The sequence below is a fragment of the Parabacteroides distasonis genome, from assembly GCF_004793765.1.
Lineage (GTDB): Bacteria > Bacteroidota > Bacteroidia > Bacteroidales > Tannerellaceae > Parabacteroides > Parabacteroides distasonis_A.
The window spans coordinates 130,712-154,432 of sequence record NZ_SRYM01000001.1 but is presented as its reverse complement, the minus strand read 5'-3'; the positions used below and the strand labels follow the sequence as shown (position 1 = coordinate 154,432).

Sequence of the window (23,721 nt, the reverse complement as noted above, 5' to 3'; positions counted from 1 at the left end):
AATAAGGTGTATTATGAATACAAAAAATTCGTTTATTTTATTAGTGAGTTTTATGGTGTTTTTTGTTCTTGTTATAATGTTTTATAAATCAATTGGTAGGGATAAAAATGATGGTAAAGATAATGGTATTGTTACATCAGAAGTTCCTAAAGGATTTGAAGAGTTTAATAGTAGTTGGTTTGTAAAATGTCAATATCGTGTTTTTGCGACATACGCTGATAGTCTTTATCATTTCAAAATTAAGGCGATGATGATTGGTTATCTGAATGAGAAAAATTCAACAATTGATGCGAAGACTATATTTATTTTCAAACATTCTTCTGGAGATTCTATTAAATCTCGAATGATGGATTTTCCATTGCTTTCTTATGAGAGTTTCAAGTCTTTTTATGATTCCAATTATAAACCACATAATGATACAATTATTAATTTGAATTATGAATGTGTGATTCATCCAGAAAAGTCATATAATATAAATAAATTACAATGTGAGCCATTTGCTTTTTTGGATGTGAATTTTAATGATGCTCCAGCACTGCTTGTAAATCGGTCTGATTTTAGTACACCTTGTCAATATTTTGATGTATATGGATATAATAATAACGGAGTGTATAAAGTAGAATTTGCTCCATTTGACGCATTTAAGACACAAACGAATAGTTGGTGTTTGGGATACGGGACAAACATTGATTATGAGAAAAAAGAGATTATAGTTCCCTCTCTTTCCCCTAACTCTTGTTCTGATTTTGGGATTATGATCAATGATCACTATATTTTAGATGAGAATGAACAACAATTCAAACATAAAAGAATAACTGAAAAGTATGATTTTTGTGAATAGCCTAAATCCCAACATCATGAACACACGCTAAAAGAAGAACACGTAATAAAGTCTTAGAATATGCTACCAAAGGATCTCTTTTCTGATTTTAATAGATCTGTGTGTTTACCTTTTAAGCCGAATTTCTATTAATAGTAAAATAAAATACAATACAGTATGATATTAAAAAATCTATTTAGCTGGAATAAGAAGAAAGAAGAGAATGCGTATAATCCCCAGAAAACCTTTGGGAATTGTCAAGAGTATCCAAACTGTAACGGAATCAAGCAACTTCAGACAAGAGAATCCGCACGGCAGATTCTTTCTGAAGACTTCCCCAAACATACTTGGCCTATCAGTGGCGGATGGGGATATACTCAAGAAGATGCGGTCGTCTTAGAAGTGGATAATGAAGGCGATGGTGTTGCTTTGGAATACAAATTTTTAGAATATCGCTCTTATGAGGAAGGTATTATATTTCGCCCGAAGGGATATAAACTTGAGGGTTTTAGGTTTAAAATGGGGAAACAGGCTTTATACAAGAAAAATGGGAAAAGCTATGACTGGGTTACCATGACTGTTTCCGCATATACCGAGGAAGATTTCAAGCTCCTCAAGAACGATTTTGAGGGAAACAATGGATATATAAATGATCCAGGGGGGCTTAAAAGACCCCAAGAACTTTCCCAATCCAAAAGAATCAGTTATGAGGTTACAGGTTGGTTTGATATAACTCGATTTTCCAGAAAATAAATACAATTTATAAATGAAACAGTTTCTATCAATTCTCACCTTCTTATCCTTTCTTGTATGCAGTACAAATGCACAAGAAATTCAGCGTCCCGAATCATACAATTACAAACAAGGAGTCGAGGCTTTGCAAAATAATGATCTGGAAAAAGCACTGGAGTATCTAAACAAAGAACTACAGGAACATAAAGATAACGGATATGCCTTTGTATGGCTCGCTGTCATCAGGAACTATTTAGAAGAGTATGGAAAAGCTTTGACAGCTGCGAACTCATCAATCAGGTATATCCCCAAAGAGGATTCTGTATTCAGAGCCTTGGCTTTCAGTACCAGGGGTGATGTCTTTTTAGCTTTGGAAGAAAAAGAGAAAGCACTGGCAGACTATTCCTCTACCATAGAAATATTACCCAATGCAGCTGGCGGTTATGAAAAACGAGCTGAGTTCTATTTTACAGAGAAAAAATATAATCTCTCAGACAAAGATTACCAGCGAATAATCGCACTAGATCCGGGAAGAACAATGGGATATATGGGACTAGGAAGAAACGCTAAAAAGCAGGAAAAATACGAAGAGGCCATTAGCCAATTCAATTATGTCATTAAATTAGCCCCAGACTATGCGCAGGGATATTCTTTTCGGGCTGAAAGCTATATGTTTTTGAAAAAATATAACGAAGCGATGGATGACGTGATCACGGCATTGGATATAGATAGGGATAAAAAGGCATTCTATTTGCTGCAAGACTTAGCGGATTCCGCACAGACAATCGTCACCGCTAAACTCAAAGTACAAATAAACAAACATCCGAATGATTATTATTGGCCTTATTGCCTAGGAATCATCCATGAAAGATCCGGTCAATACCCTATTGCCATAAAATATTACAAAACAAGTTTATCAAAAGAGATAAGTGATGTTATATGCGAACGAATCGCCGATTGCTTAAATGAAGCCGGAGATTATAAACAGGCTTTGGCATATATAAACCAAGCCATCCAACTGGATTCTACCTATAACTACTATCTCATGCAAAAAGCGAATATAGAATATAATGCCGGTATGACTAAAGAAGCGATCGCTGATTTAGACAGGTATATATCAAACGAACCGGATCATTATTCCGGCTATTATCGCAGAGGATGGTTCAAAGATAATACAGAAGATATGGATGGAGCTATCGAAGATTATACAATGTCTATAGTCTTAGAGCCTGCATATGCGTACGCATACATGAACAGGGGTATCTTATATTGGAAGAAAAATAACAAAGACGCAGCTGTCGCTGATTTCAAGAAAACAATCGAGTTGGATACGGTACCTAACGATAATTCTTCCGCTCAATACGCCTACTTATATTTAGGACAAATAACCGAGGCTAAAGAATGGATGAATAAAGTCCTAGAAAAAAGCACAGATAAAGGCAACTATTATGATGCCGCTTGTCTTTATTCTGTCATAGGAGAAAAGGAACAAGCCATTGACTACCTAAGACTGGCACTCGAAAAAGGTTTCAGGCGCTTCGCTCATATTGAGCGAGACAACGACCTGAACAACATCCGTAAGCTTCCTGCCTTCAAGGAACTTCTTGATAAATATAAGCGTAAGCACTTACAAGAAGTACAAGATTTATCAGATAAAGAACAACTTATAGATAACTACATCGTGAATAATTATAAACCGAATAAATAACAACTTAATCTCATTTTATCATGCTTTACCCTTTTATCATTTACATCATCGTCGCTTTTTTAACAGGTTCTCCCATCTGGCCATTGATGTGCATCGCACATCCGGGACCGCTAGAATCCATCGCTTTGGGATTATTGATTTGGTCATTTTGGTGGTAACAGAACCCAATAGAAACATAATTAAAACAAACAACACATCATGAGTTTCTTCAATAAATTTTTCTCACAACGAACATGAATATAATAATCGGTACCTGTATTTGCGTAATTATTATATTAATGACGCTATATTTTCTAGAAGTAGCCTTATTTACCGATTCGAGTTTTAGAGGAGCACCGCAAACAGATACTTGGAAAAGTAGATTTGAGCGATACTCCGAATATATAGGCAAAGAAGAATACAAATAAATAAAAACACATGGACAACTCTATCATCGACTTCATCCTGCCTACAGATAAAACCAAAAACATCATAAAGGTAATCGGTGTGGGCGGAGGTGGCGGAAACGCCGTACACAATATGTATAAACAAGGTATCAAAGACGTGTCTTTCGCTATTTGTAATACGGATAGTCAAGCACTTTGGAAATCGGACATTCCGGTAAAAGTCCAACTAGGAAAAACTGGATTGGGAGCCGGAAGTTAGACGCTTTTATGGAGGAATTAAACCCTGATATAGAAGTGATATGGGGATTGTATGATGATAACTCGCTTGATACGGACGTATAGTTTACAATTATCGCCACAGGCTTTGAAACTGAGGAAAGAGTCAATTCTATTCCGGAAGAACCGGAAGAGTCCAAGGAAACCCCGGAACCTATCGATTCCCCTATAGATAGCACCATAGCCTCACCCTATAAACCTAGCTTAGCGGAACGCCTATTACAACGATTCGGGTATATTATCGATGAAATGACGAGAGATGAATAAACCTCGTCATTTTAATGATTTGCGGGGTTCAGCGTTTTTACGTAACTTTACGCCGCTAAATCTAAGAAGAGGTATGAGCTGTAAATTCGAATATTATTTTTTTACGACTAAAAGCATCTTGTTCGTCCATTGGACTACGAGAGGTTCTACCGTATCCGCACCCTATTCCTTCTAATTTATCTTTACATTTTCATTTAAAACAACTCTATCGTATATCCGGCATATACGATCAAGGATTTTTACACCATCATTAATAACAGAACAATACATATGTACAATAGAATAGCGGGTTACAAACAATATTATAAATCCTTAGTAATGCTAGGGGTACCTATCATCATTGGACAATTGGGGGCTATCATCACCGGATTGGCAGACACCATCATGGTGGGACAACACAGTACGGAGGAACTAGCGGCGGCATCGTTCGTCAATAATGTAATAAACGCATTTATCATAATGGGAACCGGATTCTCCTATAATCTTACCCCGCTGATCGGACAGAATTTAGCGATGAATAAAAAGATCGTGATCGGAGGCTGGCTCAAAAACAGTCTGGTTGCCAATATGACTACTACCTTATTATTGATAGCCGTCTTACTGGGGATTTACCTAAACCTAGACTCTTTAGGCCAACCCGAAGAACTCTTGCCATTGATAAGACCTTATTTCGCGGTCTTATTAGTCTCGATCCTATTCGTAATGCTTTATAATTCATTCCGTCAATTCGTGGAAGGCATAGCCAACCCATCCATATCCATGTGGGTCCTATTGACAGGGAATCTGCTGAATATCATCGGCAACTATATCCTCATTTACGGAAAATACGGAATGCCGGAACTCGGACTGCTTGGGGCAGGTATAAGCACCTTTATCTCGCGTATCATCATGCTATTGCTTTTCATCGCCGTATTCATGCTGCGAACCGACTATAAGCCTTACCGGAAAGGTTTCACCCATATTCGTATCAATAAGCAGAGTTGGAGAAGGCTGAATTCCATAGGCTGGCCGATCAGTCTACAACAAGGCTTGGAAGCAGGAACATTCTGCGTCACCGCCATCATGGTAGGTTGGCTGGGTAGCCTTGAGCTTGCCGCCCATCAAATAGCCATTACCATATCAACGATCAGTTTTACCATCTATTTAGGTCTTGGAGCCGCCGTAGCGATTCGTACCAGTTATTATAAAGGGGCGAACGACTGGTATATGGTGCGTAAGATCACCATTGCCGGGCTTCATCTGGGGCTTATTGTCGTCTGTATTGTCTGTACCACCTTATTCATGACCCAATCCTGGCTTGGATTAATATTTACGGATAATCTTCATGTCAACGCAATCGTGAAGACACTACTCCCCATATTGATGCTCTATCAAATAGGCGACAGCGCACAAATCATTTTAGCGAACTCCTTACGAGGGCTAGCCGACGTGAAAGCGATTATGTGGATCTCGTTTCTCGCTTATTTCATCATAGCCATACCTGCCGGATATCTATTGGGATTCACGTTCCATTGGGGTATCGCCGGGATTTGGATGGCTTACCCATTAGGCTTCTTATGCTCCGTATGCCTGCTGGGATACCGGGCGAAAATGCAGGTAAAATCGCATCTGGTTTAGGAAGTATCGACCAGATCGAGTATCTTTGCCCGTATAAATGGACATGACATGGCAAAACAAGGCACTATACTAGTTGTGGATGATAATAAAGGTATCCTGACCGCCGTACAAATGCTGTTAGGAACTTGCTTCGAAAAGGTTATCACCATCTCTACCCCGAACAAGATAAAAAACACGCTGCACGACGAGAACGTGGATGTCGTATTGCTCGACATGAATTTCAGCGCCGGCATAAACAGCGGCAACGAGGGGCTGTTCTGGCTCTCCGAGATCAAGAAGGCTTATCCCTCAATACAAGTCGTTCTATTTACCGCCTATGCCGACATTGATCTGGCGGTACGAGGTATCAAGGAAGGAGCTACCGATTTCGTAGTAAAGCCTTGGGAAAACGCTAAATTATTGGAAACCTTGCAAGCCGCTTACCAAATCCGATCGGCCAACCATAAAGGCGGTGTCGGCGACAAGCAGTTGGTATCCAAGGAAAGCGGTATGTTCTGGGGAGACAGCAATGCCATGCAACAGCTACGGATGCTGATAGAGAAAGTAGCCAAGACAGACGCCAATATATTAATCACGGGTGAGAACGGAACCGGTAAGGAAATGCTGGCCCGGGAAATACACCTGCTATCCCCCCGCAAGGATGAGACCATGGTACCGGTAGACATGGGCGCGATCACGGAGACACTGTTCGAGAGCGAGCTATTCGGCCACGTAAAAGGAGCCTTCACCGATGCCCGGACAGATCGCCCCGGTAAGTTCGAGGTAGCGAACAACGGAAGCTTGTTCCTCGACGAGATCGGGAACCTGTCTTATCATTTGCAAGCCAAATTATTGACCGCCTTGCAACGCCGGAGCATCGTACGGGTAGGTAGCAATACCCCGATCCCCATCAATATCCGCCTGATCTGCGCCACGAACCGGGACTTGCAGGAGATGGTACAGAAAGAGCAATTCCGCGAGGACTTGCTGTATCGTATCAATACGATACACGTAGAGATCCCGCCCTTGAGGGAGCGGCCGGAGGATATCGTACCGCTTACCGAAATATTCATCACGAAATATACCAACATCTATGGTAAAAAGCCCATGACTCTCACCGACGACGCCAAGGAAAAACTGAAAGCCCAACCTTGGCTGGGTAATATCCGCGAACTGGAACATACCGTGGAGAAAGCGATTATCATCGCCGACGGTGATACTTTAGATGGCAGCAATTTCGATTTCCCCCGTAAGCGGGAGGCGCCCGTCAAGAATGACATCACTACGCTCGAGGAAATGGAGTATACCATGATCAAGGCCGCCATGGATAAATTCGGCGGCAATCTCTCGCTCGTGGCGAACCAATTGGGTATCTCACGGCAAACGCTTTACAATAAGATCAAGCGGTATGAGCTTTAAAGGCATTTATTACAGCCTCACCTTCCGCCTCGCCCTCGCTATCGGGCTGACGGCGGCACTCACCTACCTGGCCTTGGAGAAAGAATGGGGGTGGTTCCTGCTCTTAGGCATCGGATGGATGGCTGCCTTGCGGGGTATCGGCCTTTTGTTCAAGCAGAATGCGCAAAAGGTAGCCTTCATGTTCGATGCGATCGACAATAGCGATTACGCCTTCAAATACGCCACCCGGGGGCGTTCCTCCAATGACAAGCTGGTTGGCGAGTCCTTAAACCGCATCACCCGGATACTTTTTCAAGCGAAAGCCGAGGCGATCCAGAAAGAGAAATATTACGAGTTGATCATGAACCAAGTGAATACGGGTATCATCGTGGAAGATGATAAGGGCAATATTTTCCAGACCAACAACGAGGCCTTGCGACTGCTGGGATTGACGGTCTTTACCCATGCCCGCCAGCTCGGGCGTATCGACGAGAACCTAGAGCGCCTCATCAGTAACGTTCGTCCCGGCGAGAAACATCAGATCTCTTTTATCAACGAGCGGGGCACAGTACATCTCTCAGTCCGTGTCTCCGAGATGACGCTCCAAGAGAAACACGTCCGCATCATCGCCATCAATGATATCAACAGCGAGCTGGACGATAAGGAGATCGAGTCATGGATACGGTTGACACGGGTCTTGACCCATGAAATCATGAACTCCGTCACCCCTATCACCTCCTTGAGCGACACCTTGCTTTCCCTCCACCAGAATGTCGACGAGGAGATACGGGGTGGCTTGGAGGTAATCAGCTCTACCGGAAAGAGCCTGATCGCGTTCGTCGAGTCATACCGCAAGTTTACGCATATACCAACTCCTCAGCCCTCTTTATTCTACGTCAATAAGTTCGCCGAACGGCTCACGCGGTTGGCCCGCCACCACAATAACTACCCGAACATAACCATTCGCATCGACGTGGAACCGGAGGACTTGATCGTCTACGCCGACGAGAACCTGATCACGCAAGTAGTCTTGAACCTTTTAAAGAACGCCATGCAAGCGATCGGGCACGAGCAAGAAAACGGGCTAATCCTGCTCAAGGCGTATTGCGACCCTAACGAAGCGGTTATCCTGGAAGTGACGAACAACGGCCCCATCATCCCCCCCGAAGAAGCCGAGCATATATTCATACCGTTCTTCACCACGAAAGAAGGTGGAAGCGGTATCGGGCTATCCATCTCACGACAGATCATGCGCCTGTCCGGCGGAAGCATCGCATTGAAAAGCAATCCGGCCCAGCGGCAGACTACCTTCGTGTTGACATTCCCGTAGCTCGCTTACCATATCCGTAGACACGCGGACACGCGGACATGCGGCCGTATTTCCCAGGGCAACCGCACCGGATAACATCAAGACGCGATGCCATCGGGAAAGGGCGGGAAGCATCGCTGCCGGGGCGGCAACAAGCGAGTGGGCGAAAATGTTCACCACCCTCCCGCCGGCGAAAAACGGTTCACGGCGAACGTCTTAATCTCCCCTAAATATTCTTACCCCGTTTTAACAAGGGAAGGGCTGTTCTATCTCCATGCCAGGGCCGTTCTGCCCTCGTTCTACCTTCGTTGTAAATCCGGTCTTAAGGACTGGACTTACAACGAAGGTAGAGCTTTGTGCGTCTGCCCCTTTCGCTCCCGGAATGTTAACCGGATTTTAACACGGGAAAAACGCGTTGTTATAAGGCTGTGACAGTAGAGTCCGCAGATCCGCGAGAGGGAGGGGATGCCTTCCAGGTGATAGTTTGGCGCGGCCGCCCTGCGTATTTCCGGCCACCGTTGGGTAACAATGAAACAATTCGTATCTTTACGCTGTTTTTTAGTCAAAAAGATCCATACAGACATGAATTTACTAGACAAACTGAATATCAACCACCGCCCCCACTCCGGGGCATTGGATTTGCTAAAATATATCGGCCCCGGATTACTCGTCACCGTAGGCTTTATCGACCCCGGAAACTGGGCGACGAATCTTGCGGCAGGTTCTGAGTTCGGCTACGCCCTCCTATGGGTCGTCACCTTCTCGTCCGTCATGCTGATCATTATCCAGCACAACGTGGCCCACCTCGGTATCGTGACCGGCCTCTGCCTTTCGGAGGCGACCAACAAATACATGCCCCGCGTGCTAAGCCGCCCGATCCTAGGGTCGGCCATGCTCGCCAGCGTATCCACCTCCCTCGCCGAGATACTCGGTGGAGCTATCGCCCTCCGAATGCTGTTCGGTATGCCGGTCAAGGCTGGAGCGGTGATCGTCACCATCGTATGCCTTGCCATGCTATTCAGTAATACGTACAGCAAGACCGAACGCTGGATCATCACGTTCGTGTCCATTATCGGGCTCTCGTTCCTATACGAGCTGGCGTTGGTAGACGTAAACTGGGGGCAGGCCGTGGTAGGCTGGGTGAAACCCACCTTCCCCGACAACTCCATGCTGATCATCATGAGCGTACTGGGAGCCGTCGTGATGCCTCACAACCTGTTCCTGCACTCGGAGGTGATACAGAGCCGGGAATGGAACCTAGAGGACGAGTCGGTCATCAAGAAACAATTGAAGTACGAGTTCTACGACACGCTCCTGTCCATGGTAATCGGCTGGGCGATCAACTCGGCGATGATCATCTTGGCCGCCTCTACCTTCTTCAAGCAAAACATCGCCGTAGACGAGCTGGACCAAGCCAGGCAGTTATTGGTACCCCTCGTAGGAAATAACGCCGGGGTGATTTTCGCCGCCGCCCTATTACTGGCAGGCATCTCCTCGACCATCACATCCGGTATCGCCGGGGCTTCCATCTTCGCCGGATTCTATGGCGAGGCGTACAATCATACCGACCTCCACTCCAAGCTGGGAGTCCTGCTATCGTTCGTCCCCGCCTTGGCCATCATCTTCCTGATCGGCGATCCGTTCAAGGGATTGATCCTGTCGCAGATGTTGCTGAGCGTACAATTGCCAATCACGGTCTTCACGCAAGTATACCTCACTTCCAGCAAGAAAGTCATGGGTGCCTATGCGAACAGCCGCTCTACGACCATCATCCTCTTGCTACTGGGAACTATGGTAACCGCCTTAAATATAGCCCTGCTCATCAGCCTATTTTAAAAAGAAATCGTTACCTTTGTCCCATTCGAAGAAAAACTATCAATTTTTAAGTATGAGCGATATCAATACAAACGAAGAAGAAGGCAAGAAAAACCTGAATTTCATTGAGGCAGCCGTAGAGAAAGATTTAGCGGAAGGCAAGAACGGAGGACGTGTACAAACCCGTTTCCCGCCCGAGCCCAACGGATACCTTCACATCGGCCACGCAAAGGCCATTTGCCTAGATTTCGGCATCGCTGAACGCCATGGCGGTATCTGCAACCTCCGTTTCGACGACACGAACCCGACAAAGGAGGATGAGGAATACGTGGAGGCGATCAAGGAGGATATCCAATGGCTGGGATATCAGTGGGGAAACATTTATTATGCGTCAGACTACTTCCAGCAATTGTGGGATTTCGCAATCCGCCTCATCGAGGAAGGTAAAGCATATATTGACGAACAGACATCCGAACAAATAGCCCAGCAAAAGGGCACGCCTACACAACCGGGCATCGAGAGCCCGTATCGCAACCGTCCGATCGAGGAAAGCTTAGATCTCTTCAAGAAGATGAACACGGGTGAGATAGCGGAAGGAGCCATGGTACTTCGCGCGAAGATCGACATGGCAAACCCGAACATGCACTTCCGCGACCCGATCATCTATCGGGTGGTTAACCATCCGCACCATCGTACGGGCACGACGTGGAAAGCGTATCCGATGTACGACTTCGCCCACGGACAGAGCGATTTCTTCGAGGGCGTGACGCATTCCTTGTGTACCTTGGAGTTTGTCGTACACCGTCCTCTGTACGATCTGTTTATCGACTGGCTGAAAGAAGGCGAGGACTTGGACGACAACCGTCCAAGACAGACTGAGTTCAACAAATTGAACCTGAGCTACACGCTGATGAGCAAGCGTAACCTGCTTACATTGGTAAAAGAGAACTTGGTAAACGGCTGGGATGATCCCCGTATGCCGACCATATGCGGTTTCCGCCGCAGGGGTTACTCCCCGGAGTCTATCCGTAAGTTCATAGACAAGATCGGTTATACGACTTACGACGCCCTAAACGAATTCGCTTTGTTGGAAAGCGCCGTACGCGAGGATCTGAATGCCCGCGCCATCCGTGTATCCGCCGTGATCAATCCGGTGAAACTGATTATCACCAACTATCCGGAAGGACAGGTCGAGGAACTGGAAGCGATCAACAACCCGGAAGATCCGGAAGCTGGCAGCCATACAATCGAGTTCAGCCGTGAGTTGTGGATGGAGCGTGAGGATTTCATGGAAGACGCTCCCAAGAAATATTTCCGAATGACACCGGGACAGGAAGTTCGTCTGAAAAACGCTTATATCGTAAAATGCACGGGCTGCAAGAAAGACGAGAATGGTGAGATTACCGAGGTATATTGCGAATACGATCCAAATACCCGCAGCGGTATGCCGGATGCTAACCGTAAAGTAAAAGGTACTTTGCACTGGGTAAGCCGCGCCCATTGCCAAAAAGCGGAAGTACGCTTATACGACCGACTTTGGAAGGTGGAAAACCCTAGAGACGAATTGGCCGCTATCCGTGAGGAGAAGAATTGCTCCCCGCTAGAGGCCATGAAGGAAATCATCAACCCGAACTCCTTGGAGATCCGGAAAAACTGTTACGTAGAGAAGTTCGTGGCTACCCTGCCCAAGCTTTCCTACCTTCAGTTCCAACGCATCGGTTATTTCAACATAGATAGCGAATCCACCCCTGACAACTTGGTATTCAACCGTACCGTAGGGCTAAAGGATACGTGGAGCAAGATTAATAAATAAAGAATAGTAGATGAAAAAAGACGATATCTCACGCTTGTTACAACATTATATTTCAGCGAAAGAAGAGGGTAAGGAGCCCTATTTCGACGCCGATCAAATCGACGAAATGTTAGACAGCTTTGAAGATTCGAATGATTATACTTACTTCGATGAAGTCTTAGCCCTCGGGCTAAGACTTCATCCCGGTAATTCAGCCTTGCAAATCAAGAAAAGCAGGCAATTTGCGTATAACGAGGATTATGAAAGCGCTCTCGCTCTGCTCGAGAATATAGCGGAGACTGATAACCAAGATCTGGATATGTTAAAAATGGAATGTTATTGCTCGCTCAACCAATATTCCAAGGTTCTGGAGATCACGGAAGAACTAATCGCTAGAGATTGTGACTATTTAGAGGAAGTATTCGAGTACATCTCTCCCATTCTGAATGATTTAGACATGAATAAAGAGGCCCGGGATTTCGTAGACCGTGGCTTGGCTTTATTTCCAGATAACTTGATCCTTAAGAATGAATTTTGCTACATCCTTGAGGCGGAAGGAGACGTTTCCCGGGCGATCGAGTTGTGTAATGAGCTGATCGATAAGAATCCTTTCTCGTACGAGTATTGGTTTACGTTGGGAAGGCTACATTCCATGGTTGGCGATTACGAGAAAGCGATCGAAGCTTTTGACTTTGCCTTGACATGCGACGATTCCGATATGGAACTGAAAATATTGAAAGCATACTGCCTGTACATGAACGAAAGTTACGAGAAGGCAATCGAGGAATATCAAGAAATCAAGGGTGATGAGGAAGTGATGCGCCGTATCTCTCCACTCATGGCGGAATGTTATATGAAGCTGGAGCAATATGAGAAGGCTTACCAACTGCTTTCCACGATCATAAACGACCCGAATATGGAAGATGGACCGGCCAATTATATCAATTATATCCGTTGCTGTACCGAGACCGGACGTGACAACGAGGCTTCCAACAAGTTATTCGAGGCGGCGCAATTGTATCCGAGCAATGTCCGTCTCCTCTCTCTTTTAGCACTTAGCTTACTTGACAGCGGGAAAAAGGAGGAGGCTATCGAAATTACGAATAAAATATTCAAGGTCATCGATAACAAGAATACCAATCCGGAGATTCAAGAGGAATGCGACAGCCTGATTCAGGCCGCAGAATATTTGCTTACTAAGGGAGAGGTGGACAAGGCGATCTCTTATTACAAGAAAGTCCTTCAGATCAACCCGAATACCCCGATGATTCATGTCTTTTTGGCTATGGCCTATCTGCGTAACCAGAATATGGGGGAGTTCATGGATCATATCAGCCACATACCCGAAAATGATCTTTACCTCTTATTTCATAAAATGGCACCGGACATGCTTGCGGACTATAAGCCCATCCAATCCGATCAAGAAAAGAAACATATCCAACCAGAGGATCTGGCAAAAGAGTTTTTAAAGAATAAAGATAATAGTAATTAGACAATTAATAATGCAATATGCCTAACAAACGAAATCTCAAGGACTACGGCTTTTTAGTATTAAAAGGTATGGGTATGGGAGCGGCGGATGTCGTTCCTGGCGTGTCGGGAGGAACGATCGCCTTTATCGTAGGTATCTACGAGGAACTGATCGACTCTATCAAAAGTATTAACGGGACGACATTGAAACAATTATTCACAGGGAAAATAGCCGCTTTCTGGAAAGGGATCAACGCTAATTTCTTGCTTTCTATCATGACCGGTATCGGTATCAGCATATTTTCACTGGCGAAGATCATTACGTATCTCTTGGTGTATCACCCGATCTTGGTATGGTCTTTTTTCTTTGGTTTGGTACTGGCCTCTACTTGGTTCGTCTCAAAGGATATCAAGCAATGGAACTGGAAGACGATTTTGAGTTTCGTTGTCGGGACGGTGATCGCTTTTTATATCACCGTGGCGACTCCCGCCGAGACTCCGAGTAATTTACTCTTTATCTTCCTCTGTGGAGCGATCGCTATTTGCGCCATGATCTTGCCTGGTATCTCGGGTAGCTTTATCTTAGTGTTGCTTGGGAAGTATTTCTATATCATGGAGGCGGTCAAGACGTTTAACGTTCCTGTTATGTTGGTGTTTATAGCGGGTGCGGCTATTGGTATCACGACGTTCTCCCGCGTGCTGTCATTCGCGCTTCGTAAATTCCATGATATAACGATCGCCGTATTGGCCGGATTCATGCTGGGTTCGCTTAACAAGGTATGGCCTTGGAAAGAAACGATCGAGACCTATGTGGATAGCCATGGCATGACCAAGCCGTTGGTGGAGGCGAATATCGCTCCAAATCAGTTTGTTTGGGAGGCCGTTGGATTAATGATCTTAGGTTTCGGGATCGTATATTTCCTAGAAAAGCTCTCACAAAAAAGCGCTAAGGCCTAACCTTAATATTACAATGGGCATTATAAGGAGATTAGAATGCCCATTATAAGATGGTAAGAATGGGCATTGTAAAGAGCTTACGATGCCCATTGTTATTTGCCTACATTTTATCATCGCACATCGTATCTTTCCAATAAGCGAAATCCGCCCCATACCAGTAAGGTGATAAAGAAAAATGTAGTCAGCGCATACAGGCCGATAAGCAAATATATATTGGGGAAGAAAGAGGGTGGAATGAAACTTATGAGGCGGTTTATAGAGAAATACAGAAAGAATGCCAAAGTTTCTATAAATCAATATACATAATGGTGGTCTATTCAAATAAAATGAGTAATTTTATATCCGAATTATAGGCTACAATGAAGAAAGCATATACGACAGGACAACAAATCGTCAGACTAAAGTCAAATGGTATGACGTTTGATGAAAAGGAGAATGCAGATTGATTGAGCTTGCAGTAAGAGTGGATCAAGGCAGAAATGCCATTTTTGAATAAACACAAAGAACATAAATCTTAAATATCTGTATTATGAAAAATATATTGGAACAATTCGTAGGATTATATCCTTTGAGTAAGACACTGCGGTTTGAACTAAAACCCTTGGGCAAGACATTAGAGCATATCGAGAAAAAAGGTCTTATTGCGCAAGACGAGCAAAGAGCGGAAGAGTACAAACTTGTCAAGGATATTATCGACCGTTATCATAAGGCATTTATTCATATGTGTCTAAAACATTTCAAATTGAAAATGTATTCAGAACAAGGTTATGACTCTTTAGAAGAATATAGGAAACTGGCCTCTATCTCCAAACGTAATGAAAAAGAAGAACAACAGTTTGATAAAGTAAAGGAAAACTTACGCAAACAAATTGTCGATGCTTTCAAGAATGGTGGCTCGTATGATGATTTGTTTAAGAAAGAACTAATACAGAAGCATCTGCCTAGATTTATAGAGGGAGAAGAAGAGAAACGAATAGTTGATAACTTCAATAAATTTACCACATACTTCACCGGTTTTCATGAAAACCGGAAGAACATGTATTCGGATGAGAAGGAATCAACAGCCATTGCCTATCGGTTAATACATGAGAATCTTCCCTTGTTTTTGGACAATATGAAATCGTTTGCCAAAATAGCAGAGAGTGAAGTAGCTGCCCGGTTTACTGAAATAGAAACGGCATACCGCACATATCTCAATGTGGAACACATCAGTGAACTGTTTACGCTTGACTATTTTTCTACTGTGCTGACACAAGAACAGATAGAAGTTTATAACAATATCATTGGTGGCCGTGTGGATGATGACAATGTCAAGATACAAGGGCTTAACGAGTATGTGAACCTTTATAACCAACAGCAAAAAGACCGTAGTAAACGACTGCCTTTATTAAAGTCACTCTATAAGATGATTCTTAGTGATCGTATAGCTATTTCGTGGCTACCAGAAGAGTTTAAGAGTGACAAGGAGATGATTGAGGCCATTAATAATATGCATGATGACTTGAAAGACATTCTTGCCGGTGACAATGAGGATTCATTGAAATCATTACTACAGCACATCGGACAATATGACCTTTCTAAAATTTATATTGCCAACAATCCAGGGCTTACGGATATTTCACAACAGATGTTCGGATGCTATGATGTTTTCACAAATGGAATCAAACAAGAACTCCGCAACTCTATCACTCCCAGTAAAAAGGAAAAAGCCGACAATGAAATATATGAGGAAAGAATAAACAAAATGTTCAAGTCGGAAAAGAGTTTCAGCATAGCGTATCTAAACAGCTTGCCACATCCCAAAACAGATGCTCCCCAAAAGAATGTGGAAGATTATTTTGCCCTGCTTGGCACTTGTAACCAGAATGACGAGCAACCGATAAACCTATTTGCACAAATAGAAATGGCTCGTCTTGTCGCATCGGATATTCTTGCTGGCCGACATGTCAACCTCAACCAATCAGAAAACGATATCAAGCTAATAAAAGATTTGCTTGATGCCTATAAGGCATTGCAGCATTTTGTCAAGCCCTTGTTAGGCAGCGGCGATGAGGCCGAAAAAGACAATGAGTTTGATGCCCGTCTGCGTGCGGCTTGGAATGCGCTGGATATTGTAACCCCTTTATATAACAAGGTGCGCAATTGGCTGACTCGCAAGCCGTATAGCACAGAAAAGATAAAATTGAATTTTGAAAATGCGCAGTTGCTGGGAGGTTGGGATCAGAACAAAGAACCAGACTGCACTTCTGTATTGTTGCGTAAAGATGGTATGTATTATCTTGCCATCATGGATAAAAAAGCCAATCATGCGTTCGATTGTGATTGTCTGCCTTCGGATGGCGCTTGTTTTGAAAAAATTGACTACAAACTATTGCCCGGAGCGAACAAGATGCTTCCAAAGGTATTCTTCTCAAAGTCACGCATAAAAGAATTCTCCCCTTCCGAAAGCATCATCGCAGCCTATAAAAAAGGCACCCATAAAAAAGGTCCGAATTTCAGTCTGTCAGACTGTCATCGACTGATCGACTTCTTCAAGGCATCTATTGACAAGCACGAAGACTGGAGCAAATTCCGGTTCAGATTCTCCGATACGAAAACTTACGAAGACATCAGTGGATTTTATCGTGAGGTAGAGCAACAAGGATATATGCTTGGCTTTAGAAAGGTCTCTGAAGCATTTGTCAACAAACTGGTCGACGAAGGTAAACTTTATCTGTTCCATATATGGAACAAGGATTTCTCGAAACATAGCAAGGGGACGCCTAATCTGCATACGATATACTGGAAGATGCTGTTCGACGAGAAAAACCTAACTGATGTAATATATAAACTGAATGGCCAAGCAGAAGTATTCTATCGTAAGAAGAGTCTCGACCTTAACAAGACCACGACACATAAGGCACACGCGCCCATCACGAACAAGAATACACAGAATGCCAAGAAAGGTAGCGTTTTCGATTACGACATCATAAAGAACCGTCGTTATACGGTTGACAAGTTCCAGTTTCATGTGCCTATAACCCTCAACTTTAAGGCAACCGGACGGAATTATATCAACGAGCATACGCAGGAAGCCATACGAAACAACGGTATTGAGCATATTATCGGCATTGACCGTGGTGAAAGACATCTGCTCTATCTGTCACTAATCGATTTGAAAGGGAATATCGTAAAGCAAATGACACTGAACGACATTGTCAATGAGTATAACGGACGCACCTATGCCACGAATTACAAAGACCTCCTTGCCACACGAGAGGGAGAACGCACAGATGCACGCCGCAACTGGCAGAAAATAGAGAACATAAAAGAGATTAAGGAAGGTTATCTCAGTCAAGTTGTCCATATTCTCTCCAAGATGATGGTGGACTATAAAGCAATCGTAGTGCTTGAAGATTTGAATACGGGATTCATGCGCAACCGTCAGAAAATAGAACGGCAAGTGTATGAAAAATTCGAAAAGATGCTTATCGACAAACTGAACTGCTATGTAGACAAGCAGAAGGATGCCGATGAAACGGGAGGCGCATTGCATCCGCTCCAACTCACCAACAAATTTGAAAGCTTCCGCAAACTCGGTAAACAGAGCGGCTGGCTGTTCTATATTCCCGCATGGAACACCAGTAAGATAGACCCTGTCACCGGTTTCGTGAACATGCTCGATACCAGGTATGAGAATGCAGACAAGGCAAGATGTTTTTTCTCGAAATTCGATTCTATCCGATATAACGCTGATAAGGATTGGTTTGAATTTGCCATGGACTACAGCAAATTTACCGACAAGGCAAAGGATACGTACACTTGGTGGACACTTTGTTCCTACGGAACACGAATCAAGACCTTCCGCAACCCGGCCAAGAACAATCTGTGGGATAATGAGGAAGTTGTTCTGACCGATGAATTTAAGAAAGTTTTTGCAGCTGCCGGCATAGATGTTCACGAAAACCTGAAAGAAGCCATTTGTGCATTAACCGACAAGAAATATCTTGAGCCGTTGATGCGCTTAATGACCCTATTAGTACAAATGCGCAACAGTGCCACCAACTCGGAAACGGATTATCTGCTCTCGCCAGTAGCCGATGAAAGCGGAATGTTCTATGACAGTCGGGAAGGCAAGGAAACGCTGCCCAAGGATGCTGATGCCAATGGTGCGTACAACATTGCCCGAAAAGGCTTGTGGACTATCCGTCGGATACAGGCGACAAACTGTGAGGAGAAAGTAAATCTTGTCCTATCTAACAGAGAATGGCTGCAGTTTGCCCAACAAAAACCTTATCTGAATGACTAATTACATCTCCATATCCACTCTCAATGATTTCATCTTTTGTCCGTACTCCATATACCTTCACAATGTTTATATGGAGTCGGACGAAACGATGTATCATGCTACACCACAAATTCGAGGACGAGCATCACACGAGACGGTGGACAAGAAAACAGCAAGCAACCGTGCCGATGACCTGCTTTCTCTGCCCGTTTATTCTGAAGAATACGGATTGATGGGCAAAATAGATGTCTATAAACGCAAGGAACGGCGATTGATAGAACGGAAATATCAGTTGAAACAGATTTTTCAAGGACAGATATACCAGTTATGGGCGCAGATGCTCTGCCTTCACGAAATGGGCTATAAGGTAGAGACATTGGCTTTTTATGAAATTTCGACCAACAAGATGATTCCGGTAGCAATGCCCAGCAATGAAGATCTTCTACAATTCAAACGGTTTATAGAACGCTTCCGTTCGTATAATCCGATATCTACTTCTTTTACAATAAATCCTAACAAATGCCGCCACTGCATCTATTGCAACTTGTGCGACAAAACACTCCAAGACAATGTTTACCAATAAAGATATAGAATTTCGCACCATCTTTGTCATCAATTGCATTTGCGAGCGAAGTCTTCGTGTCAGCAACGGAGAACTTTTGCTCGAAGAGCAAGTGGAAAACAGCAACAAGATGAAAACACTGACCAAACTGCCTTTCCAAAAAATACTTGCCTTATTTATCATCGGGCACATTCGCATCACCACACCACTGATCGAAAAATGCAAGAAATTTGGTGTGGCTTTGGTCGTCATGAAACCATCCTTACGTCCAGTTTTCTTTTGGGCTAATTCGGCAGAAGGCAACTTCCTACTTAGACAGCGGCAATACGAATTTGCGAAAGACGACATTAGCGTAGCAAAGATTATTGTCGAGAATAAAATACGCAACCAGTTGAAGGCTTTGTATGATACCCGACGCAAGGATGAGTTTACAGAACAATCATGCGCTACATTGCAAGGATGTCTCTCTACATTACTTGGCGTGACAGAGTATGATACTCTTATGGGGATGGAGGGAACGGCTGCCAAATCCTTCTTCGCTACTTTTTATCAAGATTTTGACTGGCATCAACGTAGACCTCGTACGAAATGCGATGCGCTTAACGCCACACTCGACATGGGCTACACCATCCTTTTCAACTACATGGAATGTTTCTTGCGTATGTTTGGTTTCGACCTTTATATCGGTGTCTACCACCGAATGTGGTTCAAGCGCAAGTCGCTTGTCTGCGACATCATGGAACCATTTCGTCCCATTATAGACAAAGCTGTGCGAACGGCATGGAATCGTAAGCAGTTTTCAGAGAAAGATTTCCTAGTGCAAAAAGGTGAATATCGGATTCGTTATGAGCGTAACGCCGATTACTGCCGGGTGTTTTTCGATGCCCTGATTCCTTATAAGGCAGAGGTATTCAAATATGTACAATCTTATTACCGTTGCTTCATGGGACGCAAGTCAGTTAAGCAATATCCAATTTTTATTCTTTGATATGTTAGTGATAAGCTATGACATAAGCGATGACAAATTACGCACTCGATTTTCAAAGATGCTTACCAAACATGGAGCCATCCGACTACAAAACTCAGTATATGAGATAAATAACACAAATCGGGTAATAGATAATATGATTACGATAATAGAGGAAACTTTTGCAAAGAAGTTTGGAGGTGGCGACAGCGTGATCATTTTTGATGTCTCTACGGTAAAGTTAAAGAAATATGGCAATGCCATTCATCGTGATACGGATATCGTATATTTTTGATTGGTCTAACGAGTTGAGGATGTAAATTAAACTGTGTTAGCAAAGTTAATATTTTATTTTACTCTTTGCTGACACAGTTTATTTTACACTACCAATGAGTTTACAAACCTCAGTCTTTACATGCTCTAAGGGCAATCGTTTGTTCTTTGTGTATGAGTATTTTATGCATTTTTATAGACCGTAGAGAATACAGAACCCTCTTATTTATCTTTTTATTTCCCTCATGTAATTATTTGGTTAATAAAAAAATAATCGTACCTTTACAATACAAGAGGCTATAAGCCTTGTATAATTTCTACTATTGTAGATGGAAGAGCGTCCTTCAAGAACTTCATGGGCTATAAGCCTTGTATAATTTCTACTATTGTAGATTGACAATCTCGAATTGCTGAAAGGAGGGGCTATAAGCCTTGTATAATTTCTACTATTGTAGATGGCAATAAACAACCCTTCAAGACTACCGGGCTATAAGCCTTGTATAATTTCTACTATTGTAGATATGGATCAGACAAACGTATTGTAAAGTGGGCTATAAGCCTTGTATAATTTCTACTATTGTAGATCCCCTGTAAGATAACAATATTAACAAACGGCTATAAGCCTTGTATAATTTCTACTATTGTAGATTATAGGCTTCTGGTGCGCCTGTTTGTTAGGCTATAAGCCTTGTATAATTTCTACTATTGTAGATCGATAGTGGGTCGTGGAATGATCCTGAGTGGCTATAAGCCTTGTATAATTTCTACTATTGTAGATTAATCGCTTATCGTAATTTCTCTCATGGCTATAAGCCTTGTATAATTTCTACTATTGTAGATCATAATTGTATCACTACCTCCTTATCCTTGGCTATAAGCCTTGTATAATTTCTACTATTGTAGATCTTTAATATACTGTTTATGTCCTTCCCGGGGCTATAAGCCTTGTATAATTTCTACTATTGTAGATGAGAAATTCCGTCCCACATCCTCTTGTGAAGGCTATAAGCCTTGTATAATTTCTACTATTGTAGATTCAGAGCTTCTGCTACAGTCTAATTTAGGCTATAAGCCTTGTATAATTTCTACTATTGTAGATATAGCTAAATGTATAACATATTACCTGAGGCTATAAGCCTTGTATAATTTCTACTATTGTAGATAGCCACCCTAACATACATCGTATTGATAGGCGGCTATAAGCCTTGTATAATTTCTACTATTGTAGATAAATACACACGGATCGTCCAAGGCTTCCACACCCCAATTTTTTATTTCGCCTAAGAGAACAAAAGCCGAAACAAACAGAAACAAATATTTCTTGAACCTTATGGAAAAGTCCTTACAATAATATACTTCATTCAACGACAGAGAATGATCGTTCAGTGGCACCAGACAAAAAAAGCACACTTATCTTTCAAGGAATAAAACAGTTACAGCACAAGAACACGAACGAATCCTTAAGACTATCGACAATAACTGAGTCAGCGGAAATATCTGATGCATACATATATTTCACCAGCATAGGCACAAGCCATAAGCACTAGTACTTAGCGTCCACACTGATAGAGCTTACGGCCCATGCCTATAGAGGCATTCTGCAACACCGATACTCATATAAATGGGATCACTTTTAATGTGTTTAACATGTTATATGTACCAAATATTTCCGCTGCTCCATTAACCATCAGTAGAAAATCTATTCAACAAAAAGAATATAATCTTGGCTACGAGTAATTTTTTACTAACTTTGATGCCTCAATAGAAATGTGTTACATTTAGATTTTAAATAAACAAGTATTATGGCGAAAATAAAAGGAACTGTTGTTGTAAACACAGAGCGCTGCAAGGGATGTAACCTTTGCGTAGTAGCCTGCCCGTCGGATGTACTGGAGTTGCACCCACGAGAAGTAAACAACAAGGGGTACCATTATGTGTACATGAAGAACCCGGACGCATGCATCGGTTGCGCTAGTTGCGGGTTAGTTTGTCCGGACGGTTGTCTAACGATCTACAAAGCAAAAATATAAAGTTATATCAAGATATGGCAGAAGATATAAAATTAATGAAGGGTAATGAAGCTATCGCCCATGCGGCCATCCGCTATGGTGTGGACGGTTACTTCGGCTATCCGATCACTCCGCAGTCAGAGATATTGGAGACCCTTATGGCAGAGATGCCGTGGGAAAAGACTGGTATGGTAGTCTTACAAGCAGAGAGCGAGGTAGCCGCTATTAATATGGTATATGGCGGAGCCGGTTCAGGAAAAAAAGTGATGACCTCTTCTTCCAGTCCGGGCGTGAGCTTGAAACAAGAAGGTATTTCTTATATTGCGGGAGCGGAGCTTCCTTGTCTGATCGTGAACGTTATGCGTGGCGGTCCCGGATTAGGAACGATCCAGCCAAGTCAGGCTGATTATTTCCAGACCGTGAAAGGCGGTGGCCATGGCGATTATCGCTTGATAACCTTGGCCCCATCTTCCGTACAGGAGATGGCAGATTTCGTAGGTCTTGGTTTTGACCTGGCTTTTAAATACAATAACCCCGCTATTATCTTGGCAGACGGTATCATCGGGCAGATGATGGAGAAAGTGGTATTACCTCCCTATCAACCCCGCCGTACCGAGGAAGAGATTATCGCTCAATGCCCTTGGGCCGTACAAGGAAAGAAAGGCGGACGCAAAGGTAACGTCATTACTTCCTTGGAGCTAGACCCGGCGAAGATGGAGGAGAACAATATCCGTTTCCAAGCGAAATATCGCAAAATCGCGGAAAATGAGGTTCGTTACGAGGAGTTCCAATGCAAGGATGCTGATTATCTGTTGGTCGCATTCGGTTCTTCCGCTCGTATTTGCCAAAAGGTAGTCGAGATTGCCCGTGCTGAAGGTATCAAGCTTGGCTTGTTACGCCCGATCACGTTATGGCCGTTCCCGACAAAAGTGATTGCTGCTTATGCAGATAAGGTAAAGGGTATGTTATCAGTTGAGTTGAACGCCGGACAGATGGTAGAGGACGTTCGCCTAGCCGTAGACGGTAAGGTAAAGGTAGAGCACTTTGGCCGATTAGGTGGAATCGTATTCACCCCGGATGAGATATTAAACGCACTGAAGGAAAAATTATTCTGATC

General features: G+C 43.3%; 16 protein-coding genes, 1 pseudogene and 1 CRISPR repeat array. All 17 genes and pseudogenes read left to right on the top strand.

The genetic code is table 11. The annotated features are described in order from the left end of the window. The first annotated feature begins 13 nt into the window (after positions 1-13). The 17 genes and pseudogenes from E5342_RS00745 (at position 14) to E5342_RS00665 (ending at position 23,719) form a co-directional block, all read left to right on the top strand. Positions 14-841: a hypothetical protein gene (locus tag E5342_RS00745; RefSeq protein WP_135958600.1), complete on the top strand. Its 828-nt coding sequence runs from the start codon at positions 14-16 to the stop codon at positions 839-841. 156 nt (positions 842-997) lie between these two features. Continuing rightward, complete coding sequence (locus E5342_RS00740; protein WP_135958599.1) at positions 998-1,573, top strand: hypothetical protein; 576 nt, start codon at positions 998-1,000, stop codon at positions 1,571-1,573. Between the two features lie 13 nt (positions 1,574-1,586). Further along, the gene (locus E5342_RS00735) at positions 1,587-3,260 is read left to right on the top strand and encodes a tetratricopeptide repeat protein (protein ID WP_135958598.1); all 1,674 of its coding nucleotides are present in this window, start codon (positions 1,587-1,589) and stop codon (positions 3,258-3,260) included. Positions 3,261-3,677: 417 nt separating this feature from the next. After that, positions 3,678-3,902 (top strand): annotated as a pseudogene (locus E5342_RS00730) (cell division protein FtsZ); the annotation flags it as partial. Positions 3,903-4,459: 557 nt separating this feature from the next. Continuing rightward, a complete protein-coding gene (locus E5342_RS00725) occupies positions 4,460-5,806 on the top strand; it encodes an MATE family efflux transporter (protein ID WP_135958597.1) in 1,347 nt (448 codons plus the stop codon). A gap of 48 nt (positions 5,807-5,854) precedes the next feature. Continuing rightward, positions 5,855-7,204: a sigma-54-dependent transcriptional regulator gene (locus E5342_RS00720; RefSeq protein WP_121734694.1), complete on the top strand. Its 1,350-nt coding sequence runs from the start codon at positions 5,855-5,857 to the stop codon at positions 7,202-7,204. Continuing rightward, positions 7,194-8,513 carry a sensor histidine kinase gene (locus E5342_RS00715; RefSeq protein WP_135958596.1) on the top strand — a complete coding sequence of 440 codons (1,320 nt, stop codon included), beginning with the start codon at positions 7,194-7,196 and terminating at the stop codon, positions 8,511-8,513. The genes E5342_RS00720 and E5342_RS00715 overlap by 11 nt, the downstream gene beginning before the upstream one ends. 561 nt (positions 8,514-9,074) lie before the next feature. After that, entirely contained in the window at positions 9,075-10,328 is a 1,254-nt protein-coding gene (locus E5342_RS00710) for an Nramp family divalent metal transporter (protein ID WP_121734696.1), read from the top strand. A 52-nt stretch (positions 10,329-10,380) separates the two neighbouring features. Continuing rightward, complete coding sequence (locus E5342_RS00705; RefSeq protein WP_121734697.1) at positions 10,381-12,120, top strand: glutamine--tRNA ligase/YqeY domain fusion protein; 1,740 nt, start codon at positions 10,381-10,383, stop codon at positions 12,118-12,120. Between the two features lie 10 nt (positions 12,121-12,130). After that, positions 12,131-13,591: a tetratricopeptide repeat protein gene (locus E5342_RS00700; RefSeq protein WP_135958595.1), complete on the top strand. Its 1,461-nt coding sequence runs from the start codon at positions 12,131-12,133 to the stop codon at positions 13,589-13,591. Positions 13,592-13,608: 17 nt separating this feature from the next. Further along, complete coding sequence (locus tag E5342_RS00695) at positions 13,609-14,526, top strand: DUF368 domain-containing protein (RefSeq protein ID WP_135958594.1); 918 nt, start codon at positions 13,609-13,611, stop codon at positions 14,524-14,526. A 529-nt stretch (positions 14,527-15,055) separates the two neighbouring features. Continuing rightward, entirely contained in the window at positions 15,056-18,814 is a 3,759-nt protein-coding gene (gene cas12a / locus E5342_RS00690) for a type V CRISPR-associated protein Cas12a/Cpf1 (RefSeq protein WP_121734700.1), read from the top strand. After that, the gene (gene cas4 / locus E5342_RS00685; RefSeq protein ID WP_135958593.1) at positions 18,807-19,376 is read left to right on the top strand and encodes a type V CRISPR-associated protein Cas4; all 570 of its coding nucleotides are present in this window, start codon (positions 18,807-18,809) and stop codon (positions 19,374-19,376) included. The genes cas12a and cas4 overlap by 8 nt, the downstream gene beginning before the upstream one ends. Further along, positions 19,363-20,343 (top strand): type V CRISPR-associated endonuclease Cas1, encoded by a 981-nt coding sequence (gene cas1, locus E5342_RS00680; protein ID WP_135958592.1) that lies wholly within the window; start codon positions 19,363-19,365, stop codon positions 20,341-20,343. Before cas4 ends, cas1 begins: the two co-directional genes overlap by 14 nt. After that, positions 20,273-20,617: a CRISPR-associated endonuclease Cas2 gene (gene cas2, locus E5342_RS00675; RefSeq protein WP_349237369.1), complete on the top strand. Its 345-nt coding sequence runs from the start codon at positions 20,273-20,275 to the stop codon at positions 20,615-20,617. The genes cas1 and cas2 overlap by 71 nt, the downstream gene beginning before the upstream one ends. A 273-nt stretch (positions 20,618-20,890) precedes the next feature. Further along, positions 20,891-21,825: direct repeats of the CRISPR family, unit length 36 nt; unit sequence GGCTATAAGCCTTGTATAATTTCTACTATTGTAGAT. Positions 21,826-22,397: 572 nt separating this feature from the next. After that, positions 22,398-22,625, top strand: a complete 228-nt coding sequence (locus E5342_RS00670) for a 4Fe-4S dicluster domain-containing protein (RefSeq protein WP_121734704.1) — start codon at positions 22,398-22,400, stop codon at positions 22,623-22,625. 14 nt (positions 22,626-22,639) lie between these two features. Next, complete coding sequence (locus E5342_RS00665; RefSeq protein ID WP_121734705.1) at positions 22,640-23,719, top strand: 3-methyl-2-oxobutanoate dehydrogenase subunit VorB; 1,080 nt, start codon at positions 22,640-22,642, stop codon at positions 23,717-23,719. The last annotated feature ends 2 nt before the right edge of the window (positions 23,720-23,721 follow it).